Source organism: Micromonospora sp. NPDC049171 (assembly GCF_040648275.1).
In the GTDB taxonomy this organism is placed as follows: Bacteria; Actinomycetota; Actinomycetes; order Mycobacteriales; family Micromonosporaceae; genus Micromonospora.
This window is the reverse complement of record NZ_JBEZDJ010000040.1, coordinates 30,406-46,036: the sequence shown is the minus strand read 5'-3', so window position 1 is coordinate 46,036 and position 15,631 is coordinate 30,406. Positions and strand designations below refer to the sequence as shown.

The window sequence follows — 15,631 nt, the reverse complement described above, 5'->3', positions numbered from 1 at the left end:
CGAACGACGCGGTCGATCTGGAGGTTGAGACATGTTCGTCGTGACAGGCGCCACCGGGAACGTCGGTCGGAAGCTGTTGTCGATCCTCGCGGCGTCGGGTGTCGCGGCGACGGCGGTGTCCCGTGCACGACGCCCGGTCGTCGTACCGGACGGGGTGCGCCACCATCGCGCGGACCTGGAGCGGCCGGACAGCCTGGGGCCGGCGCTCGCTGGCGCCGAAGCGCTGTTCCTGCTCGTGGAGGGCGCCGGGGCGCATCTCAACATGCCCGAGATCCTGCGGGTCACCACGGCCGCCGGTGTGAAGCGCATCGTGCTGCAATCCTCGCAGGCGGTCGGTACCAGGCCGGCGGCGGCGTCGCACGCACCCCTGCACGCCATCGAAGACCTTGTACGTCGGTCCGGCCTCGGCTGGACGATCCTGCGCCCTGGCGGTTTCGCCTCCAACGCCCTCGCCTGGGCCGGACCGGTTCGCAACCAACGGACGGTGGCCGCACCGTTCGGCGAGGTCGGTCTGCCGGTGATCGACCCCGACGACATCGCCGAGGTGGCGGCTGTCGCCCTTCGCGACGCCACCCACGCCGGCCGCACGTATGAGCTGACCGGTCCGGCGCTGAGCACACCACGTGAACGGGTCGCCGATCTCGCTACCGCGCTCGGCGAACCGATCAACTTTCTCGAGCAGACGCCGGACGAGGCCCGCGAACAGATGCTGCGTTTCATGCCACCACCGGTGGTCGAGGGGACGCTGGCGATCGTGGGCACGCCGACCGCACGGGAGCAGCGGATCAGCCCGGACGTGTCGGAGGTGCTGGGCCGATCGCCACGCCCCTTCGCCGCGTGGGCCGCGCGCAACATCGACTCCTTTCGCTGACGTGCCACGCCCTTGAACCGTCCTTTCCCTCGGACCGATGACCGGCCAGCCATGATCGGCTGTCCGGTCATCGTCAGAGTCATGAGCGTGCACGTGATCGAGGGGGAACGACGCAGAGCACCCCTGTCATCCAGAGCGTGCGGATCATTCCGGTCACGCGTGGTGTCTCGAGGAGGACCATGTCGATACGTCTTGAGGCTTGGCAGACGGCTGGTGTGTCGGGCGTTGTGGCACGGCCCGGTACCGCCCGCTGAGCAGAATCCAGCCGGCCACCGCTGCCATGGGGGCGGTCATCAGCATCGTGGCCGCAATAGCATCGAATGTTTCACCCAGCAGGGTGCCGGTCAGCAGCGACAGGGTCATGTTGTTTCCGGCGTGCGCAACGCTTGTGGTCCAGATGCTGCCGCTGCGCAGCCGCAGCCAGGCAAGGATGATCTCTTGGCACAGGAATGACACCGTCCAGACCAGCAGGCCCAGGGTCACGTTGCTGAACTCGATGTAGCCGAGGAAGGGCAGCGGATAGTGCCAGATCGCCCAGATCAGGCCGGTGGCCAGGGTGGCGGCCAGCGGTCGTCCGGGAAAGATCCGCAGCCGCAGGTAGCTGGTCCAGCCGAACTCCTCGCCCCAGTAGAGCGGGGCCAGTAGCGGTACGAGGAGCATCAGGACAGTCAGGAAGGCCCACTACGGCAGGCCAGGTACCAGATCGTTCACCGGTGCCAGGGTCGGCCGCCACAGCCCCAGGGCCGCTGCGATGCCGACGGCGGCGGCGGCGAATGCCAGCGGTCCGAGCCAGGCCGCAAGGTAGTGGGGCCAAGCCGCGCGCAGTCGCAGCGCCATCCCGGCGTCGGTGAAACCTTCGCGTGTGACCCAGCGGCGAACAATGAAGGCAGCGGCGGCGGGCGCGATCCAGGCGAGGGAGAGGATCTGCACGAGCGGATTTGCCAGCGAGAAGCCCTGCAGGTAGAGCGTGATCTCGACAGTCCAGGTTGCGCCAAAGGTGATGAGTAGGAACGTTCCCACTCCCTTGAATCTCGACATGTCGCCAGGCAACCATTCCACCGAACGAAAACCACTACCCCCAGTTATCGGAACGGCGTAGGGCTAGGTATACCTCGCCCGTAGCGTTAGCCCCAGAGGAGACTGGGGGCACCGCGGACTACCGTGCTGGCCGCCCCGGCCAGACAGTGCCGTAGGGGCCCTCGGCCGGCGTCGGTTTCTGGCCAGCCTCCTCGGATCGGCGCTGGCGGAGTGTTACCTACCACCTGACGAGGTCGGCTAGCGCTGCGCTGGTGGCTTCGTCGGCCGGGAGGAATGCTTCCAGGCGGAGTTCGGCGATGGTGACGTCGGTGGCGGTGCCGAAGTGGGTGAGTGTGGTGATGAGCCGCAGTTCCCGGCTGTCCGGGTTGCTTGTGCGCAGATGCATTGGCACCGCGAACCCGAGGTGATGTGGCGAGAGTTGCCGTGGCCGCGGAGGTGCCAGGTCGACGAGTTCCTCGGCGAGGCGCTGGAGCCGGTCGCTCGGGTTGCGGACGCTTTCAGCTCGGACGCTGTCGATGATGTGCCAGGCCCATTCGTCGAGGTTGACGATGCGGGGTGCGAGACCGCAGGGGTGCAGCAGGACTCGGGGGACGCTCACCGGTGGAGTGAGCAGGTGTGGGTCCACTCCGCGAGTGATCATCTGGAAGCCGGCGTTGGCGGAGATGAGGTCGCCGTGCCGGTCGACGATCACGGCCGGGTACGGCAGGTGGCCCTGCAGGACGCGCTCGAGGGCGGCTCGGACCGGCGCCAGTTGGGGGTCGTCCAGTTCACGCTGTGGGTACGCGGGCGCGAATCCGGCGGCGAGGAGCAGCCCGTTGCGTTCACGGATCGGCACCTCCAGCGATTCGGCCAGCCGTATGATCATCGCCCGGCCAGGCATTGAGCGTCCGCTCTCAATGAAGCTGACGTGCCGTTGCGTGGTGCCGGCCCGCACCGCCAGTTCGAGTTGGCTGACGCGTCGTCGGGTGCGCCATGTGCGTAACGCACCTGCGAGTCCGCCGCTCGCGGATTCGGTGATCATTCTTTCTGTGTACCGGGTGCCGGGCCGGTTGGCGATTCCCTCCGGGGAATTGTCGCGGCGCATCCGGTACAGAACAGTCGTGGTCGCAACGATCATCCACGACCGAAGGATCAGCATGGCTGACATCGACCTGAAGAACCTCACTGACCGCTACGTCGCGGTGTGGAACGAACCCGACCCGGAACGCCGACGAGCCGCCGTCCGCGAGCTGTGGTCCACCGACGGGGTCCATGTCCTGCAGGCGCCTCAGGAAATGCGACAGGCCGCCAAGGGCCTGGGGTTCGGTCGCCTCGTCCTGGAGGCGCGTGGGCACGACGAGCTTCAGGTGCGAGTGACACGCGCGTACGAGGAGTTCGTCGCACCGGGCACCTTCGTGTTCCGTTGCCGTGGGGATGCGGAACGGCTCCACGACATGGTCAAGTTTCGCTGGGAGATGGTGCCTCGCGACGGTGGCGACGTGGGCGGTGTCGGGCTGGAGATCCTTGTGCTCGGCACGGACGGGTGCATCGTCAGCGACTACCAGTTCATCGAGAGATGACCGCGATGAATGTGCTGCCCCCTTCCGTGCGCAGCTACCGTGTGAACAGCGGCGATGGCATTGCTGGCCTGAAGCTGCGTACCCACGAACCGCCCACGCCAGGTGTCGGCGAGGTCGCGGTCGCGGTCCACGCCGTCTCGCTCAGCTTCCGCGACCTGCTGGTGCTGCGGGGGCAGTACGTGCTGCCGGTCAAATCGGACGTCATCCCGGTCGGCGACGGTGCCGGGCAGGTGATTGCCGTGGGGCCAGGTGTCCAACTGGTGCGACCGGGTGACCGGGTCACCGCCGCGCTGTTCCCGCAATGGTTGGACGGCCCCCTGGAACCGTCATACCTGCCACAACTGGGAGGCTCCCTCGACGGCATGCTCACCGAACTCGCCGTCCTGCCGGAGCAAGCCCTCGTCCCGGTCCCCGAACACCTCTCCTACGCCGAAGCCGCGACGCTGCCGTGCGCCGCCGTCACCGCATGGAACGCGCTGACCGGGGACGGTCCCGGGATCCAGCCCGGACACACGGTATTGACCACCGGATCGGGCGGCGTATCACTGTCCGCTGTGCAACTGGCCAAGCTTCTCGGTGCGAGGGTGATCGCCACAACCGGCCAGGTGGAAAAGGAGCGGCGCCTTCGTGACCTGGGCGCTGACGAGGTCGTCAACTATCGGGCCGTTCCCGACTGGCATACCGTGGTCCGCGACATCACCGGCGGGCGAGGGGTCGACCGGGTCGTCGACACTGCCGGCTCACTGGAGCAGTCACTGAAGTCGCTTGCCGTCAACGGGCACGTCGCGTTCGTCGGGTCCCTCTCGGGTGACTGGCCACCACTCGACCCTCGCCTGCTGTTCGGTGTCGCCGCGACGGTCCGGGCGCTGGCGGTCGGAAGTCACGCCCAGTTCACCCAGCTGAACGAGATCATCACCGCGCACCAGCTTCGGCCCGTCACCAGTCGCGCGTTCCCGTTCGAGGAAGCCGGCGCGGCGTTTCGGCACTACGAGTCGGCCAGCCCATTCGGAAAGGTCATCATCGAAGTCCGATAGTCGGTGCGCGTGGCGGCGAAATCCGCCCCGCACGTCTGTCGGCGAATCGGTGAGCTGGATGTCGTACCCGTGCGTCAGGCTTCGGGGCATGGCGACTTTCGTTCTGATCCACGGCGGCGGGGGCAGCGCCTGGGACTGGCATCTCCTTGTCCCCGAGCTGACCAGGCGCGGCCACGACGTGGTGGTCCCGGAGCTGCCGATCGAGGACAGCTCGGCGGGGTTCACCGAGTTCTGCCAGACGGTCGTCGACGCGATCGGCGACCGGCGCGACCTCGTGGTCGTCGGGCACTCGTACGGTGCGTTCACCGCGCCGCTGATTGCCGACAAGCTGCCGGTGCGGCTGATCGTCCTGCTCACACCGATGGTCCCGAAGCCCGGTGAGAGGCCCGGTGACTGGTGGGCCAACACCGGTTACCGCGGCACGGAAGGGCTCAGCGAGGAGCAGCAGTTCTACAACGGCGTGCCCGCCGACATCGTCGCGGCGGCACCCGCACACAGCCGGGGCCAGGTCAGCGCGGAAGGGGACGAGCCGTGGCCCCTGGACACCTGGCCAGAGGTGCCGACGAGGGTGCTCATCGCACGCGAGGACCGGTTCTTCCCGGCGGACTTCCAGCGCCGGGTGGCCGCCGACCGACTAGGCGTCGTCCCGGACGAGATGGACGGCGGCCACGCAGTGGCGCTCAGCCACCCGACGCAACTCGCCGACCGTCTGACCGCGTACCCGCTGCCCTGAGGGGCGGGGCCACGGCCGTCCCGGTCGGAACGAGCATCTCAGGGCGACGGAGCTGGTTGCGACCTCCCGGCGGCGTGAGCGGCTGTCAGCGATGATGGGGCGTTCGGGCGGAAGCGGGTGATGATGAGGCAACCAACACTGTTCCTGACCGTCGGGCTCCCCTGCACGGGGAAGACCACAGCCGCTCGGCGGATCGAGGCCGAGCAGAGAGCACTTCGACTCACCAAGGACGAGTGGGTGAAGGCTCTCTACGGGCAGGAGAATCCGCCATCGGCTCAGGACGTGATCGAAGGACGGCTCATCCAGATCGGGCTGCGCGCCCTCGACCTCGGCAACAACGTCGTGATCGACTTCGGCCTCTGGAGTCGGGACGAGCGCTCCGCGCTGCGGCAGGCAGCAGCGGACCTCGGCGCGACGGTGGAGCTGCGCTACTTCGCACTCACCCCAGCCGAGCAGCGCAGACGACTCGATCAGCGCCAGGCCGAAGCGCCACACACGACCTGGCCCATGTCCGACGAGGAACTCGCCGAGTGGGCTGCCAGCATCGAGATCCCGACGCCGGGCGAGCTTGACGGCAGCGAACCCATCGATGACCCACCGGCTGGATTCGCGACCTGGGACGAGTGGCGCACACACCGCTGGCCGCCGTCGGTCTCTTGACGCCCGCTCCTCGCAGCGGCGGCAGATCAGTGGATCTGACCCGGTCCGTCGCCCACACGTACCTCATCTGTCCTGGTCAGCGGTCTTCCAGTGCGTCGGCCTGCCTGCGTAGCTCTGCCGCGAGGTCGTCCCAATCGGGACCGTGCAGGTACAGGCTGGCGGCCGCCTCGCGCATGAGCGCCGGCTGGTTCGGCCGCTGCAGGAGCACAAGCCGGTAAGCCAGATTGCGGACCCAGACCGGCAGAAATCCGTCGGCCAGGTTCGGGCAGAGTTCCCGCAGCATCGCGAGGATGGCTTCCGCGTCCGCGAAGGTCAGTTCTTCGACGAAGTACTGCTCCTGGTGGTCCGGTCCACACTGCGACGCGGACCGGTACTCGTCGCCGTAGAGGCACCGGGCATGCTCGGTCAGGGTGCTCTGTGCATGACCGCAGAGCCTACGTCTGGGATGGGCCTCAGCCAGGCGGGAAGTTCCACCGTGTGGGTAGACGGCCGTCGCACAGGGCGCAGGTGAAGTCGTCGTCGCGCACGATGTTCCGCTCGCCGCAGGTGGGACATCGGCGGAAGATGACCTTGTCGGTGAAGGTGCCAGGATGAGGTACGCCCAGGCGGTCGAGTGCCCTGGTCACTGCGGGCCAGGAGTCCGGATCGGGGCAGTATCCAGTCGACTGATTGGTCACCTCGACAACGCGCCAGCCGGTCTCCGTGGGAGCGAACCTGATCTCCCCGGCGGCGAGGACATCCTGACCCTCGGCAAGGACGACGTGTTCGCTTCGACGGGGCGCCAGCCTGAGCGTGCCGTCGAGAGCAACGACGAACGTGAAGGGCTCGATGACGTCTTCGCGATCTCGCTGGGCGAGCCAGCCGTCGAGCGAGGCAGTTGTGTCGACGGCAACGACGTCGACGACCGCGGCCCCGTGGTCATTCAGCTCCGCCGGACCGACGTAGCGGTACCGTCCGATCTGCCCCACCGCCGGACGGTACCCATCAGACGCCGGGCGGCTCCACACGTTTTGATTGCACCGCGTCGTCACTGTGGGAGGGCTGTCGGTGGAGCAGCCGGAGGGAATCAGGGCTGGGCTGCACCGTCAATCGTGGTGCTTTCCTGCGGACGAAGCGCGGTCAGCAGACTGTCGAGTTGACCCCAGGCCCGCGCACTGGAGATGTGGTCGATGTAGTCACGGGACTCGATGATGAGCCCGTCGCGGATGCGCATCACGAAGACACACGGCACCCGGAACGTCTCGCCTGTCTCGTCGACCCGCCCCTGGTAGGCGAACTCGGCGACGATCACCTCCGGGTCGGCGGTTTCATGGATCGTCACGTCGACCGGCTTACGCTTCAGCGTCCGGGCGACCGGAGGTGGCGCGGTGAAGTGCTCGTGCAGCTCACTGCGGCTGAGCAGCGCAGGCGGGTCGAGCGGGTGGAACGGATGCGTGACATGGGTTTCTTCGGCGTACAGGTCAGCCAAGTCTTCGTACGGACCGTCGCAGACACCGTTCACCAGCCGGAGGAAGGTTTCGCGTGGGCTGCTCATGCCGGGCTTCCTTCGAATCGGTGAATGCCACTTGGTGCATGTCGGGGACTACATCCGGGAATGGCTGGCGTCCCAACGACGGCACCCTACCGACTCAGCCCCGATCTGACTGTCCCGAAGTGCTCTCGTCGGCCGTATCGGGTGCGTTGTCATCGGCAATGAGTGTGCGGCGACGATCCGGCAGGCGCCGCCGGGTGGGTAGCACCTTGGCCGGGTGGGGTGGCCATGGACGACGTGTCCTACTCGGGCGACCTGTTGTACTTGTCGAGCGTCGCCTTGGACGTGGAAGCAGACGCGGGCGTGGGACTCGCTCACCCAGGGCGACTACCGGCGGGCGATGGACCTGTCGCGGCAGGCGCAGCGGGTTGCTCCTCGGGGTAGTTCGGCGTACATCCAGGCGACCGCCCAGGAGGCGCGGGTGTGGGCGCGGTTGGCTGACGTGCGGCGGACGCGTGCGGCGCTGGATCGTCTGGAGCGGTTGACGGCGAACCTGCCAGTGCCGGAGCGGGCCGAGCACCACTACCGGTACGACCCGACGAAGGCATTGGCGTACACCGCCACCACGCTGGCATGGGCGGGGGAACCCGGCTGCCGAGCAGATGGCCCGGGCTGCCTTGGCGGAACTGGATCCGCGCGGCGATGGCGGTGCCCGGCCACGGCGCTCTGCTTCCGCCCGTCTGGATCTCGCCATGGCACTGTTGGCCGCCGGCCAGCCGGACGAGGCCAGTGTCGTCGCCGCCGACGAGGTCCGGTCGGGGCGGGTGGTGTCCTCGAACTGGTGGCGGGCGCGGGAAGTGCTCCGGCGGTCGAGCAAACCGGGACGGCGGAGGCGGCAGCGTTTCGTGAGGTGTACGAGGCGTACCGCCCGTGACTCGATAGCGGGCGGCACGCGCGATCAGCGGACACCCGCCTGCTTGTTCAGCGCATTGCGGCATATCCGGTTACTCGGCGACGACGATGATCTCGTGGCCCTATGCCTTAATGGAAGGAATAATTAACTCCGTCCCGCACCACCACATCATGGCGACCGTTACCGCGATGAAGGCCACGATATAGGTCTCGTACCACCGGTAAAAGTTTCGGAGTCTTGGCGGGGCCCGGAACTCCGGGTGGAGGACCTCAGACAACAACTGGCATTCTTCCTGGCGGTAGTCGAGCCAGGTCAGAACGCCTACGATCACCACCAGGACGGTGAAAGCGGCGATAACAGTCACCAGCCACATGAGAGCGAGAATGCTCGCTCTGGCAGTCTCCGATGTAATGCCCCAGTCGGTGTGGCGAACGAAGATCGCCAACGCTGCTCCGATGAGTGCGGTGGCGAGCGTCTGATAGATGCCAAGAAAGCGGTGAACATTCTCGTTCGCGGCCTGGATCTGCTGCAGTATGTAGCGGTACCGTTCCAACTGGAACTGAACCTGAACGGCCTCGCTTTCCGGGCTCCGGCCCCAGAACATTGCCGGGGGCAAGCGCTCACCGGACTGCCGCGCCACCGGGCGCGAGCCGGCGCGCCGCGCCGCTGGTAGCCGTGCGAAGCTTGCTAGCCGAGGTGGTCGGTTCATGCGTCAACCGCCAGTGCCAGCTGCGACACAACATCTGGGCGCTTCAACTGCACCATTTCTACCAGCTCGGCACCGCCCCCGACGAGCGGCACAGGACACCGCACATCGCCGTCCTCGTCCAGGTGCATCGGTTCCATCAGATCGAGCAGCTCAGCCAGATCAAGGCGCCAAATCTCCGCGATGGTGCGGACCACAATACCGATCGCTCCGTAATTGCCGCTGTCGTACCACCAGCTACGGGCGTTCCACTTTGGTCCCTGAAGCTCTGTGTCAGCGAAGCGTTCGTCCTTGGGGCGTGGCAGCACCTCTTCCGGGTAGAGCCAGTCGGAGTAGAAGCTAACGACCAAACAGTCCCGAGGGAACTGCAACTCGCCCCCGCTGTAGGAAATGAACCACGGGGTATCATCCAGCCTGTGATGCACGTAGAATCGGTCGTCGACCAGGAGTACGCAACTGCGGTCTTCCAGCCACAGTCGCAAGCCTGCTACGTCAAGTGCTCTGTCATTCGACAGCGCACAAGGCAGTTGTGGTGCCACCGCCCCCAACGCCCTTCCCAGGTTCCCTATCATTTGTCGCTGTGCCGAACTCATCGGTGAGCTTCGCCTAACCCTCTCGGCCTGCGACTCCGCCCACTGGGTCAGCTGCTGGGGATTGGCTTCCGGAAACGACCGAAGCCGATCCGCAGTGAGAGGGTTGCCGACGAAGACGCCCATGGTCTCCCGAAGAGTATCGGACCGCAGGCCACCGACGTAAACGTGCGAAAAGCAGGCTATCCAATAACCCGCCCCGCTGATATCCTCCCACATCGACGTCATCATGGCCCTGCCGATCACGCGCCCCTGCTCGTCACGGATCTCCTCCGCACGGTCGAGGAAACGTTGGCGGTAGATATCGAGCCCGAGTCGTTGCCCGTAGGTGTCATCGGGTCGGTGATAGATACGCTCGAACAACTCTGAGTTCGAGATCGTCACCCAGTCATTAGCGTGAACCAAGCGAACTGGCACCGGGTCATCCGGGCCTTGCACATCGATATGTACGCGAGCCAGCGCGCACATCGGCAGCACCATCGCATGCAGGTATTCCGTGTGAGTTAGGCGTTGGCTCGCGTTACGAAACAGGCCATTTGTCGACCGCGGATCAAGCCTGAGTCGCACTCGTATTACAGTTCCGGGCTGCCGGAGCCATTCAGCGCGTTCGGCTGCACGCAGCAATGGTCTCACCGATGCGCCGTTGCTGAATTCAAGGACATGCGTGTCGCGTGCGGCTTCTTCCAGCGCCAGGCTGCGGACGATCACCTCGTCAGCGATCATGAAGACCGAGAAGAAGCCGATGCCGAAGCGGCCGGTGGGCTGGAAACGGCTTAATTCCGGGTACTCGATCAATGAATCGGCGGATCGCCAGCGGGAGAAGCCGAAGTCTGTCAGCGCCGACACCATCGTGTCGGGTTGCATACCGATTCCTTGGTCCGCGACCGTCAGCCACCATGAACCGCCTTCCATTGCAAGCATGATGGTGACGGCACCAGGTGGCGTGCCCTCACGGGCGGAGCGAGCTAGCGTCGCATCAGAAGCATTGGCGACCAGTTCACGCATGGCCACATCCGGCCGATTCCCATACAGTTTCTCACCACCGAGATTGCCGACAACCTTATTGACATCAGTGACCCTGACGCGTGCATCGATGGGACGCCACCTGTCGGTCTGCAAGTGGTTGGCAAGTCGATCGGGAGAGTCGGCCCCAGCGACCGACCGGGCACGGAAACGTGGACGCTTCAAGTCGGCGCAAAGTGCGTCGACACGGCGCAACTCGCCGTCGATCATCTGGATCGTCTCGTAGGCCAGCCACCAGGCAGGTGCTTCTGCACCAGCGAAGCGCCGAGTCGACGTGTAAACGAGCCGGTCGTCATCCAACTGCGGACGAGTCAGTCGCTCCTGGAAGACCCAGTGATCCTCAGCGATGCCAGTCGGACGCCGAAACGCGTGCACATAGCTCGGGGCGCGCCGGCTGTCGATGTGCGCGGCGTCAGCTAAACGCAGGACACAGGCGATCTTTAGTGGGTCCACGGTCCAGGCTGGCGGATGGTCGGGCCGGGAACCTTGCACCCGGTCCAGATTCCGTAAGCGATCCACGTCCCACCAGTGACTCTCGGCGATCTCGCCGATCAGGCTGCCATAGTCGAGTCGAAGGCTTAGGTCGGACAAGAGGTAGTTGTCGCTGCCGTCTGACGCTGTGAAGGGCGTCCGCAGCAACTGCTGGGCTCGCTCGGCGTGGCGCCGACGCAATAGCTCGACGAGCGCCTGCTTTTGCGCCACATCGGCGGCAGCCGCCGGATCAGCAGCGGGCTCCAGGTTCTGTAGCCGCTCTGTCGCGATGGTCAGGAGACCAGGATAGGCAGGATCAGCGATTACTTGATCTACGCCGCCTGGATAGGCGCACAGCCCCATCCCGAGATCGTGCATCAGGAAGGTGCCGCCGAGGACGAAAGCTTCGGCGGGATTGATGGGAAAGTCTTCCCCGCAGACGATAGAGGCGGTATCCCACAGGGCGTCAATGTGGGAGATGGAGTGGTCGGTGAACATTGGCATCGAGAGCACGATCTCGTTGGCGAGCGGCGCCACTGCCGACCGAAACTGTTGATACGCCGCGCGCAACCCCGTCCGGTGCGCTGCCCAGTTGTCCCCTGGAACTTCACCGAGCGTTCGCCGCCAAAGCGGCGAATGCTCGTAAGACACCTGATCTGAAGGGTTGATCATAATGGAAGCTCCTTGGCGCACCGTGTGGGCTGACGGCAACATCCGATCTTCGACATCTCGTACCAGGGCAAGATGGGTAACTAATTGGGGACTTTGCCGGCTACCGACCGGCCGGGTGTCGCGATGCCTGCTCCGGATTGCGTATTTTGGGCTGGTGGCGGTTATGGCATCCCGCGTCCGGGATTGCCCGCTTGAACCACCGGATAGTACTGAGCTACGTACCCCAATTCACGACGCGAGTCGGGAACCGGACGCGAGGAGCGGCAGGGGTTGCCATCACATCACATCTCCCGGGTCGCACGGATGCCTCTCGAGTGGCGCGGACGGTCGCAGCGGGCGCGTCGCATTCCACCCGCGGCCCTGGACGCCTCTGGCCGCTTGAGTATCGACGCCCAGCGCACTCACTGCGAGACCAGGCGCCTGCCTGGCTGCGACAGCAGCGGTATGCCCGTGACATGGTCCAGTCAATCTCCGAGCGGCGTCGGCGGGCGATGTCCAAGGAACTTGCCGAACTGGCCGCCCTGGTTGGCGCGTAGTCGCCCGGGGCGTACGACTTCCTCCGGATTCCGTCTGACCTGGTCTTTCGTGTACCTGGCCGCCCTTCCCTCACCAAGTGAGCAGGTGGCTACAGGGCGTGATCGAGCGGCGGATGTTGCCATCGGTCCTGCTGCGATCCGCGCCCCTCAGTCTTGCGGCAACGGTAGTTCACTCCAGAGCACCGCAGCCGCGACTCCCAGGGAGGTCGCAGGTGGGCCGTACGCAGCCCGAATTGGCACAGGGCCGGGGCGAACAGATCGACGCTGACGAACGCGAAGAGGCGAAACGTCGGTTGCTCGCGCAGGCTGCGGCGGAGCGGATACCGGTGGACGAGACGACTCGGGCCGTGCCGGATCGGCGGTGGCGTGATGGACGGTGAGCCGGTGCCGATCGGTCGTCGGGTGGCGTACCTGCGGGTGCGGCGGAGGTTGTCGCAACAGTCGTTCGCGGATCGGTTGGGGAAGTCGAAGAGCTGGGTGGAAAAGGTTGAGCGTGGGGTTCGGTCCCTGGATCCGCCACCGGCCACCCGCACGGGAGGTGGTCGCCCAGGTCGCCCGGGACCCGGACGCCCCAGCCACGATCACCCACTCGCCATCGGCCTCGGGGTGCTGTGAGCGTGGTCGTGAACGTCCGGCCGCACGGCTTACGCTGGCGCCGCCGGGCGGGTGCCGGGAGCGAAGCGGAACTGCACTGCCTCCATCAGTGAGCGCCGGCGGGTGTTGTGGAAGGCAGCGACCCGCCAGCCCTCTGGTTGGCGTACCAGGGTGTAGGTCTGGATTTTGGCGAGGGCGGGCCGGCGGCGGCCCTTGTAGGTGTCGCCCCGGCCGACCACGACCGCGATGTCGGGGCCGAGGAACGTGGTGCTGAGAGTTTCCGAGGCCATCCGGGTGCCCTTGGTGAAGGCACGGAACAGGGCACGGTGGCCCTCGGTGATGTCGGCCCGGCCGCGGTAGAGGGTGCCGACGAATGTCACGTACGACGCGTCCTCGGTGAAGGAGCGCCCGAACGCGTCGGCGTCGGCGGCGTCCCAGGCGCGCGCGATCGCGTCCATGACCTCGGCGATCGCCGCCAGGTCGGTGCCGCGGTCGGAGTGGCTCATCGGTTTTCCTTCCGGGTTGTCGCCGCCGATGCCTATATTGGCTTCGTGCAGACAGAGGTTGCGCGCATGCAATATCTGCACGCATGCAGAGATTAGCGCAGAAGGAGCCGTCCCGCCATGACCGACGCCACGCCACCGCCCGGTCTTCCCGAGGGCGCCCATGAGTCGTTCCGGCGCTACCTCGACGCGGTCACCGCGCACACGCAGGCCGCTGCGGACGCGGCAGGGCTGCACAGCACCGACTGGGCGGCACTCAGCGTCCTGAATCTTGCCGGCCGGCTGGCCTCCGGCGAGCTGGCCGAGCGCACCGGGTTGACCACCGGCGCGACCACCCGGCTGATCGACAGGCTGGAACGGGCAGGGCACGTACGGCGAACCGCCGACCCGGCCGACCGGCGACGGGTGCTTGTGGAACCCGTGCCCACGCTCGACGTGGACACCATCGTCGGCCCGGCCCGGCAGCGGCTGGGCGAGCTGTTCCAGCAGTACCGGCCAGAGGAGTTGGCGGTGCTGTTCGACTATTTCGACCGCGCTGCTGATGCGCTACTCACCGCCACGCGCGAGGTGCGCGCACGGGCGGCCGACCGCGGCGGCCCTCCGTCCTGACCACGCCGGTGGCGAGGATCCGGCACCAGTGCCAGGCAGGGGAGAGCGGGCGGATGTCGCCGGTCAGGGGGCCGGTACGACGGACGCGCGCAGTGCCGCGGCCAGCCACTCGTACGGGAATCGCTCCGGCGGTACGTCGTTCACGGCGGTGACCAGCTCCACGTAGGTGTCGAATGGTCCCTCCGGCGGCATGCGGTCCCACTCCGCGCCCTTGCGCATCTGGTCCGCGGCCTGGATCCGAAACTCGGGTGTGTCCGGTATCCCGGGGCTGTCCGGTGTCGCGAAGATGCCGGTCAGCCACCCCATCCACGCCTCGGCGATCTCCCGCCCCCTGGGTGAGTCCGGCGGCACCTGCTCGCGCGCCGCGTCCAGCACCGGCTGGCCGATCGCCGCGCCCGCTTCCAGGGCGTCCAACATCGGCGACGAGGTCATCAGCGGCCCGGCGCCGGTGGTGCACGCCTCGTGCAGCTCACGGCGCACGGCCTGCCGGACCTCGGTGTCCCGGACCAGCTCGGCCAGCTCGATCCACGCCTCCAACTGGGCCGCGGTGGGATGGTCGGGCAGCTGCGGTCGGGCCGCCCGCCACCAGTCGACCATCCGCTCCGGCGGCTCCCAGCCGGTGGTGACCTCGGCCCAGAACTCGTCGATCAGTCGATCGCGTTCCTCGTCCGGCATGCCGACCAGCTTGTGCATCAGCGTGACCTGCTCGGCAGTGGAGTCCTGCCGCAGGATGGCCGACAGCACCGCCCGCCGGCTGCGCAGGCGTGCCTCCTGCCGGGCCAGCAGGGACAGGTGGGTGGCGGCCAGTTCGCGCAGTGTCGCCTCGCCGGCCAGCACCCGCCGGATCTCGTCCAGGCCGGCGTCGAGTTCCCGAAGCGTCCGAACCAGTTCCAGCCGGGCGATGGCCGCCACGTCGTACAGGCGGTGGCCGGCCGGGGTGCTGGCGGCCGGCGTGACGACACCGGCGTCCGCGTAGTACCGGACGGCGCTGACGCTCAGGCCGGTCCGCCGGGCGACATCCCCGATGGGGTACAGCTCGTCTCTGTCCACGACGCCCACTATGCGATCTCAAGCGGCTTGAGATGCAAGCCCCGTGGCGCGACAGCCGAGCTTCCACCGCGGATCAGGGGACGATCACCACGCCGCCGCGTACGCCGCCGTGGGCCAGCCGCTCGTGAGCTGCCGCCGCGTCGGCGAAGGGGTACACGTCAGCGACCCGGAGCGGGATGTCGCCGCTGGTCGCCAGGAACTGTTCCCGGTCATGATCGCGATCAAGAGCTGGGCGGAGACGCACATGGATCGCGTCTTCGAAGCCCGGGCCCAATACGACGCAGGCCCCTGAGAACCTGCGACGCCGGTCACGTCAGAGTTCGCCGCGACGTGTCCGCTCAGCGGGCGCCTCGGAGCCGGCAGAGCGCGACAGCACCAATGCTTGAGCGGCGATGACGCGTTCGCCGTCGAAGGTCAGCGCCGGTGACCCATGCAGCTGATAGCCCTGATCGAGAAGCGCGCTGACGCGGGCGCAGAATTCAGCGTCATCGGGCCCGGTGATGAGGCGGTAGCGCAGCGGCCTCGTGAAATCCGACACCGCCGCATCATCCCTGCTGACGGATCGGTCCGGCGCGCGGGCGTCGAGCTGTCCCGGCGC

The 15,631-nt window shown here is 66.9% G+C and carries 17 protein-coding genes and 4 pseudogenes; 9 read left to right on the top strand and 12 right to left on the bottom strand.

The features are described 5' to 3' along the window. Positions 1 to 31 precede the first annotated feature (31 nt). Positions 32 to 871: an NAD(P)H-binding protein gene (locus AB0B14_RS34135; RefSeq protein ID WP_357526190.1), complete on the top strand. Its 840-nt coding sequence runs from the start codon at positions 32 to 34 to the stop codon at positions 869 to 871. Positions 872 to 1,024: 153 nt separating this feature from the next. Here AB0B14_RS34135 and AB0B14_RS34130 read toward each other — a convergent pair whose 3' ends face one another. From AB0B14_RS34130 to AB0B14_RS34120, 3 genes are all read right to left on the bottom strand, one after another. After that, positions 1,025 to 1,531, bottom strand: coding sequence for a CPBP family intramembrane glutamic endopeptidase (locus tag AB0B14_RS34130; protein WP_357526188.1), 507 nt, complete (start codon positions 1,529 to 1,531; stop codon positions 1,025 to 1,027). A 21-nt stretch (positions 1,532 to 1,552) separates the two neighbouring features. After that, a complete protein-coding gene (locus tag AB0B14_RS34125; RefSeq protein ID WP_357526186.1) occupies positions 1,553 to 1,909 on the bottom strand; it encodes a hypothetical protein in 357 nt (118 codons plus the stop codon). Between the two features lie 217 nt (positions 1,910 to 2,126). Beyond that, entirely contained in the window at positions 2,127 to 3,056 is a 930-nt protein-coding gene (locus AB0B14_RS34120; protein WP_357067802.1) for a helix-turn-helix transcriptional regulator, read from the bottom strand. Here AB0B14_RS34120 and AB0B14_RS34115 point away from each other — a divergent pair. From AB0B14_RS34115 to AB0B14_RS34100, 4 genes and pseudogenes are all read left to right on the top strand, one after another. After that, positions 3,046 to 3,468 carry a hypothetical protein gene (locus AB0B14_RS34115; RefSeq protein ID WP_357526183.1) on the top strand — a complete coding sequence of 141 codons (423 nt, stop codon included), beginning with the start codon at positions 3,046 to 3,048 and terminating at the stop codon, positions 3,466 to 3,468. The genes AB0B14_RS34120 and AB0B14_RS34115 overlap by 11 nt on opposite strands. Beyond that, positions 3,465 to 4,502 (top strand): NAD(P)-dependent alcohol dehydrogenase, encoded by a 1,038-nt coding sequence (locus AB0B14_RS34110; protein WP_357526181.1) that lies wholly within the window; start codon positions 3,465 to 3,467, stop codon positions 4,500 to 4,502. The genes AB0B14_RS34115 and AB0B14_RS34110 overlap by 4 nt, the downstream gene beginning before the upstream one ends. Positions 4,503 to 4,590: 88 nt before the next feature. Continuing rightward, positions 4,591 to 5,235 carry an alpha/beta hydrolase gene (locus AB0B14_RS34105; RefSeq protein WP_357067808.1) on the top strand — a complete coding sequence of 215 codons (645 nt, stop codon included), beginning with the start codon at positions 4,591 to 4,593 and terminating at the stop codon, positions 5,233 to 5,235. 114 nt (positions 5,236 to 5,349) lie between these two features. Continuing rightward, a pseudogene (locus AB0B14_RS34100) lies at positions 5,350 to 5,895 on the top strand (ATP-binding protein); the annotation flags it as partial. 76 nt (positions 5,896 to 5,971) lie between these two features. Here the strand turns inward: AB0B14_RS34100 and AB0B14_RS34095 are convergent. From AB0B14_RS34095 to AB0B14_RS34085, 3 genes are all read right to left on the bottom strand, one after another. Then, the gene (locus tag AB0B14_RS34095) at positions 5,972 to 6,178 is read right to left on the bottom strand and encodes a hypothetical protein (RefSeq protein WP_357526179.1); all 207 of its coding nucleotides are present in this window, start codon (positions 6,176 to 6,178) and stop codon (positions 5,972 to 5,974) included. Positions 6,179 to 6,347: 169 nt separating this feature from the next. Further along, on the bottom strand, positions 6,348 to 6,902 hold the full coding sequence (locus AB0B14_RS34090) for a hypothetical protein (protein ID WP_357526177.1): 555 nt from the start codon (positions 6,900 to 6,902) through the stop codon (positions 6,348 to 6,350). 59 nt (positions 6,903 to 6,961) lie between these two features. After that, on the bottom strand, positions 6,962 to 7,429 hold the full coding sequence (locus AB0B14_RS34085; RefSeq protein WP_357526175.1) for a nuclear transport factor 2 family protein: 468 nt from the start codon (positions 7,427 to 7,429) through the stop codon (positions 6,962 to 6,964). Between the two features lie 289 nt (positions 7,430 to 7,718). On the opposite strand from AB0B14_RS34085, the pseudogene AB0B14_RS34080 reads away from it, so the two are divergent. Continuing rightward, positions 7,719 to 8,300, top strand: a pseudogene (locus AB0B14_RS34080) (transcriptional regulator); the annotation flags it as partial. A gap of 100 nt (positions 8,301 to 8,400) precedes the next feature. On the opposite strand, the gene AB0B14_RS34075 reads toward AB0B14_RS34080, so the two are convergent. Together AB0B14_RS34075 and AB0B14_RS34070 are read right to left on the bottom strand one after the other, a co-directional pair. Then, on the bottom strand, positions 8,401 to 8,988 hold the full coding sequence (locus AB0B14_RS34075; RefSeq protein WP_357526173.1) for a hypothetical protein: 588 nt from the start codon (positions 8,986 to 8,988) through the stop codon (positions 8,401 to 8,403). Next, positions 8,985 to 11,741, bottom strand: a complete 2,757-nt coding sequence (locus tag AB0B14_RS34070) for an ATP-binding protein (RefSeq protein WP_357526171.1) — start codon at positions 11,739 to 11,741, stop codon at positions 8,985 to 8,987. Before AB0B14_RS34070 ends, AB0B14_RS34075 begins: the two co-directional genes overlap by 4 nt. Before the next feature lie 404 nt (positions 11,742 to 12,145). Here AB0B14_RS34070 and AB0B14_RS34065 point away from each other — a divergent pair. Together AB0B14_RS34065 and AB0B14_RS34060 are read left to right on the top strand one after the other, a co-directional pair. Continuing rightward, positions 12,146 to 12,277: pseudogene (locus AB0B14_RS34065) on the top strand (transcriptional regulator); the annotation flags it as partial. A gap of 369 nt (positions 12,278 to 12,646) precedes the next feature. Beyond that, positions 12,647 to 12,790, top strand: a pseudogene (locus AB0B14_RS34060) (helix-turn-helix transcriptional regulator); the annotation flags it as partial. A 131-nt stretch (positions 12,791 to 12,921) separates the two neighbouring features. On the opposite strand, the gene AB0B14_RS34055 reads toward AB0B14_RS34060, so the two are convergent. Then, a complete protein-coding gene (locus tag AB0B14_RS34055) occupies positions 12,922 to 13,377 on the bottom strand; it encodes an SgcJ/EcaC family oxidoreductase (protein WP_357526169.1) in 456 nt (151 codons plus the stop codon). Positions 13,378 to 13,494: 117 nt separating this feature from the next. Here AB0B14_RS34055 and AB0B14_RS34050 point away from each other — a divergent pair, with 117 nt between their 5' ends. Beyond that, positions 13,495 to 13,983, top strand: coding sequence for a MarR family transcriptional regulator (locus AB0B14_RS34050; protein ID WP_357067823.1), 489 nt, complete (start codon positions 13,495 to 13,497; stop codon positions 13,981 to 13,983). Positions 13,984 to 14,046: 63 nt separating this feature from the next. On the opposite strand, the gene AB0B14_RS34045 is transcribed toward AB0B14_RS34050, so the two are convergent. The 3 genes from AB0B14_RS34045 to AB0B14_RS34035 form a co-directional block, all read right to left on the bottom strand. Then, a complete protein-coding gene (locus AB0B14_RS34045) occupies positions 14,047 to 15,033 on the bottom strand; it encodes a MerR family transcriptional regulator (RefSeq protein ID WP_357067825.1) in 987 nt (328 codons plus the stop codon). Positions 15,034 to 15,106: 73 nt separating this feature from the next. After that, positions 15,107 to 15,190 (bottom strand): hypothetical protein, encoded by an 84-nt coding sequence (locus tag AB0B14_RS34040; protein ID WP_357526216.1) that lies wholly within the window; start codon positions 15,188 to 15,190, stop codon positions 15,107 to 15,109. A gap of 156 nt (positions 15,191 to 15,346) precedes the next feature. Beyond that, positions 15,347 to 15,571, bottom strand: coding sequence for a DUF1737 domain-containing protein (locus AB0B14_RS34035; protein WP_357526167.1), 225 nt, complete (start codon positions 15,569 to 15,571; stop codon positions 15,347 to 15,349). Between the last annotated feature and the right edge of the window lie 60 nt (positions 15,572 to 15,631).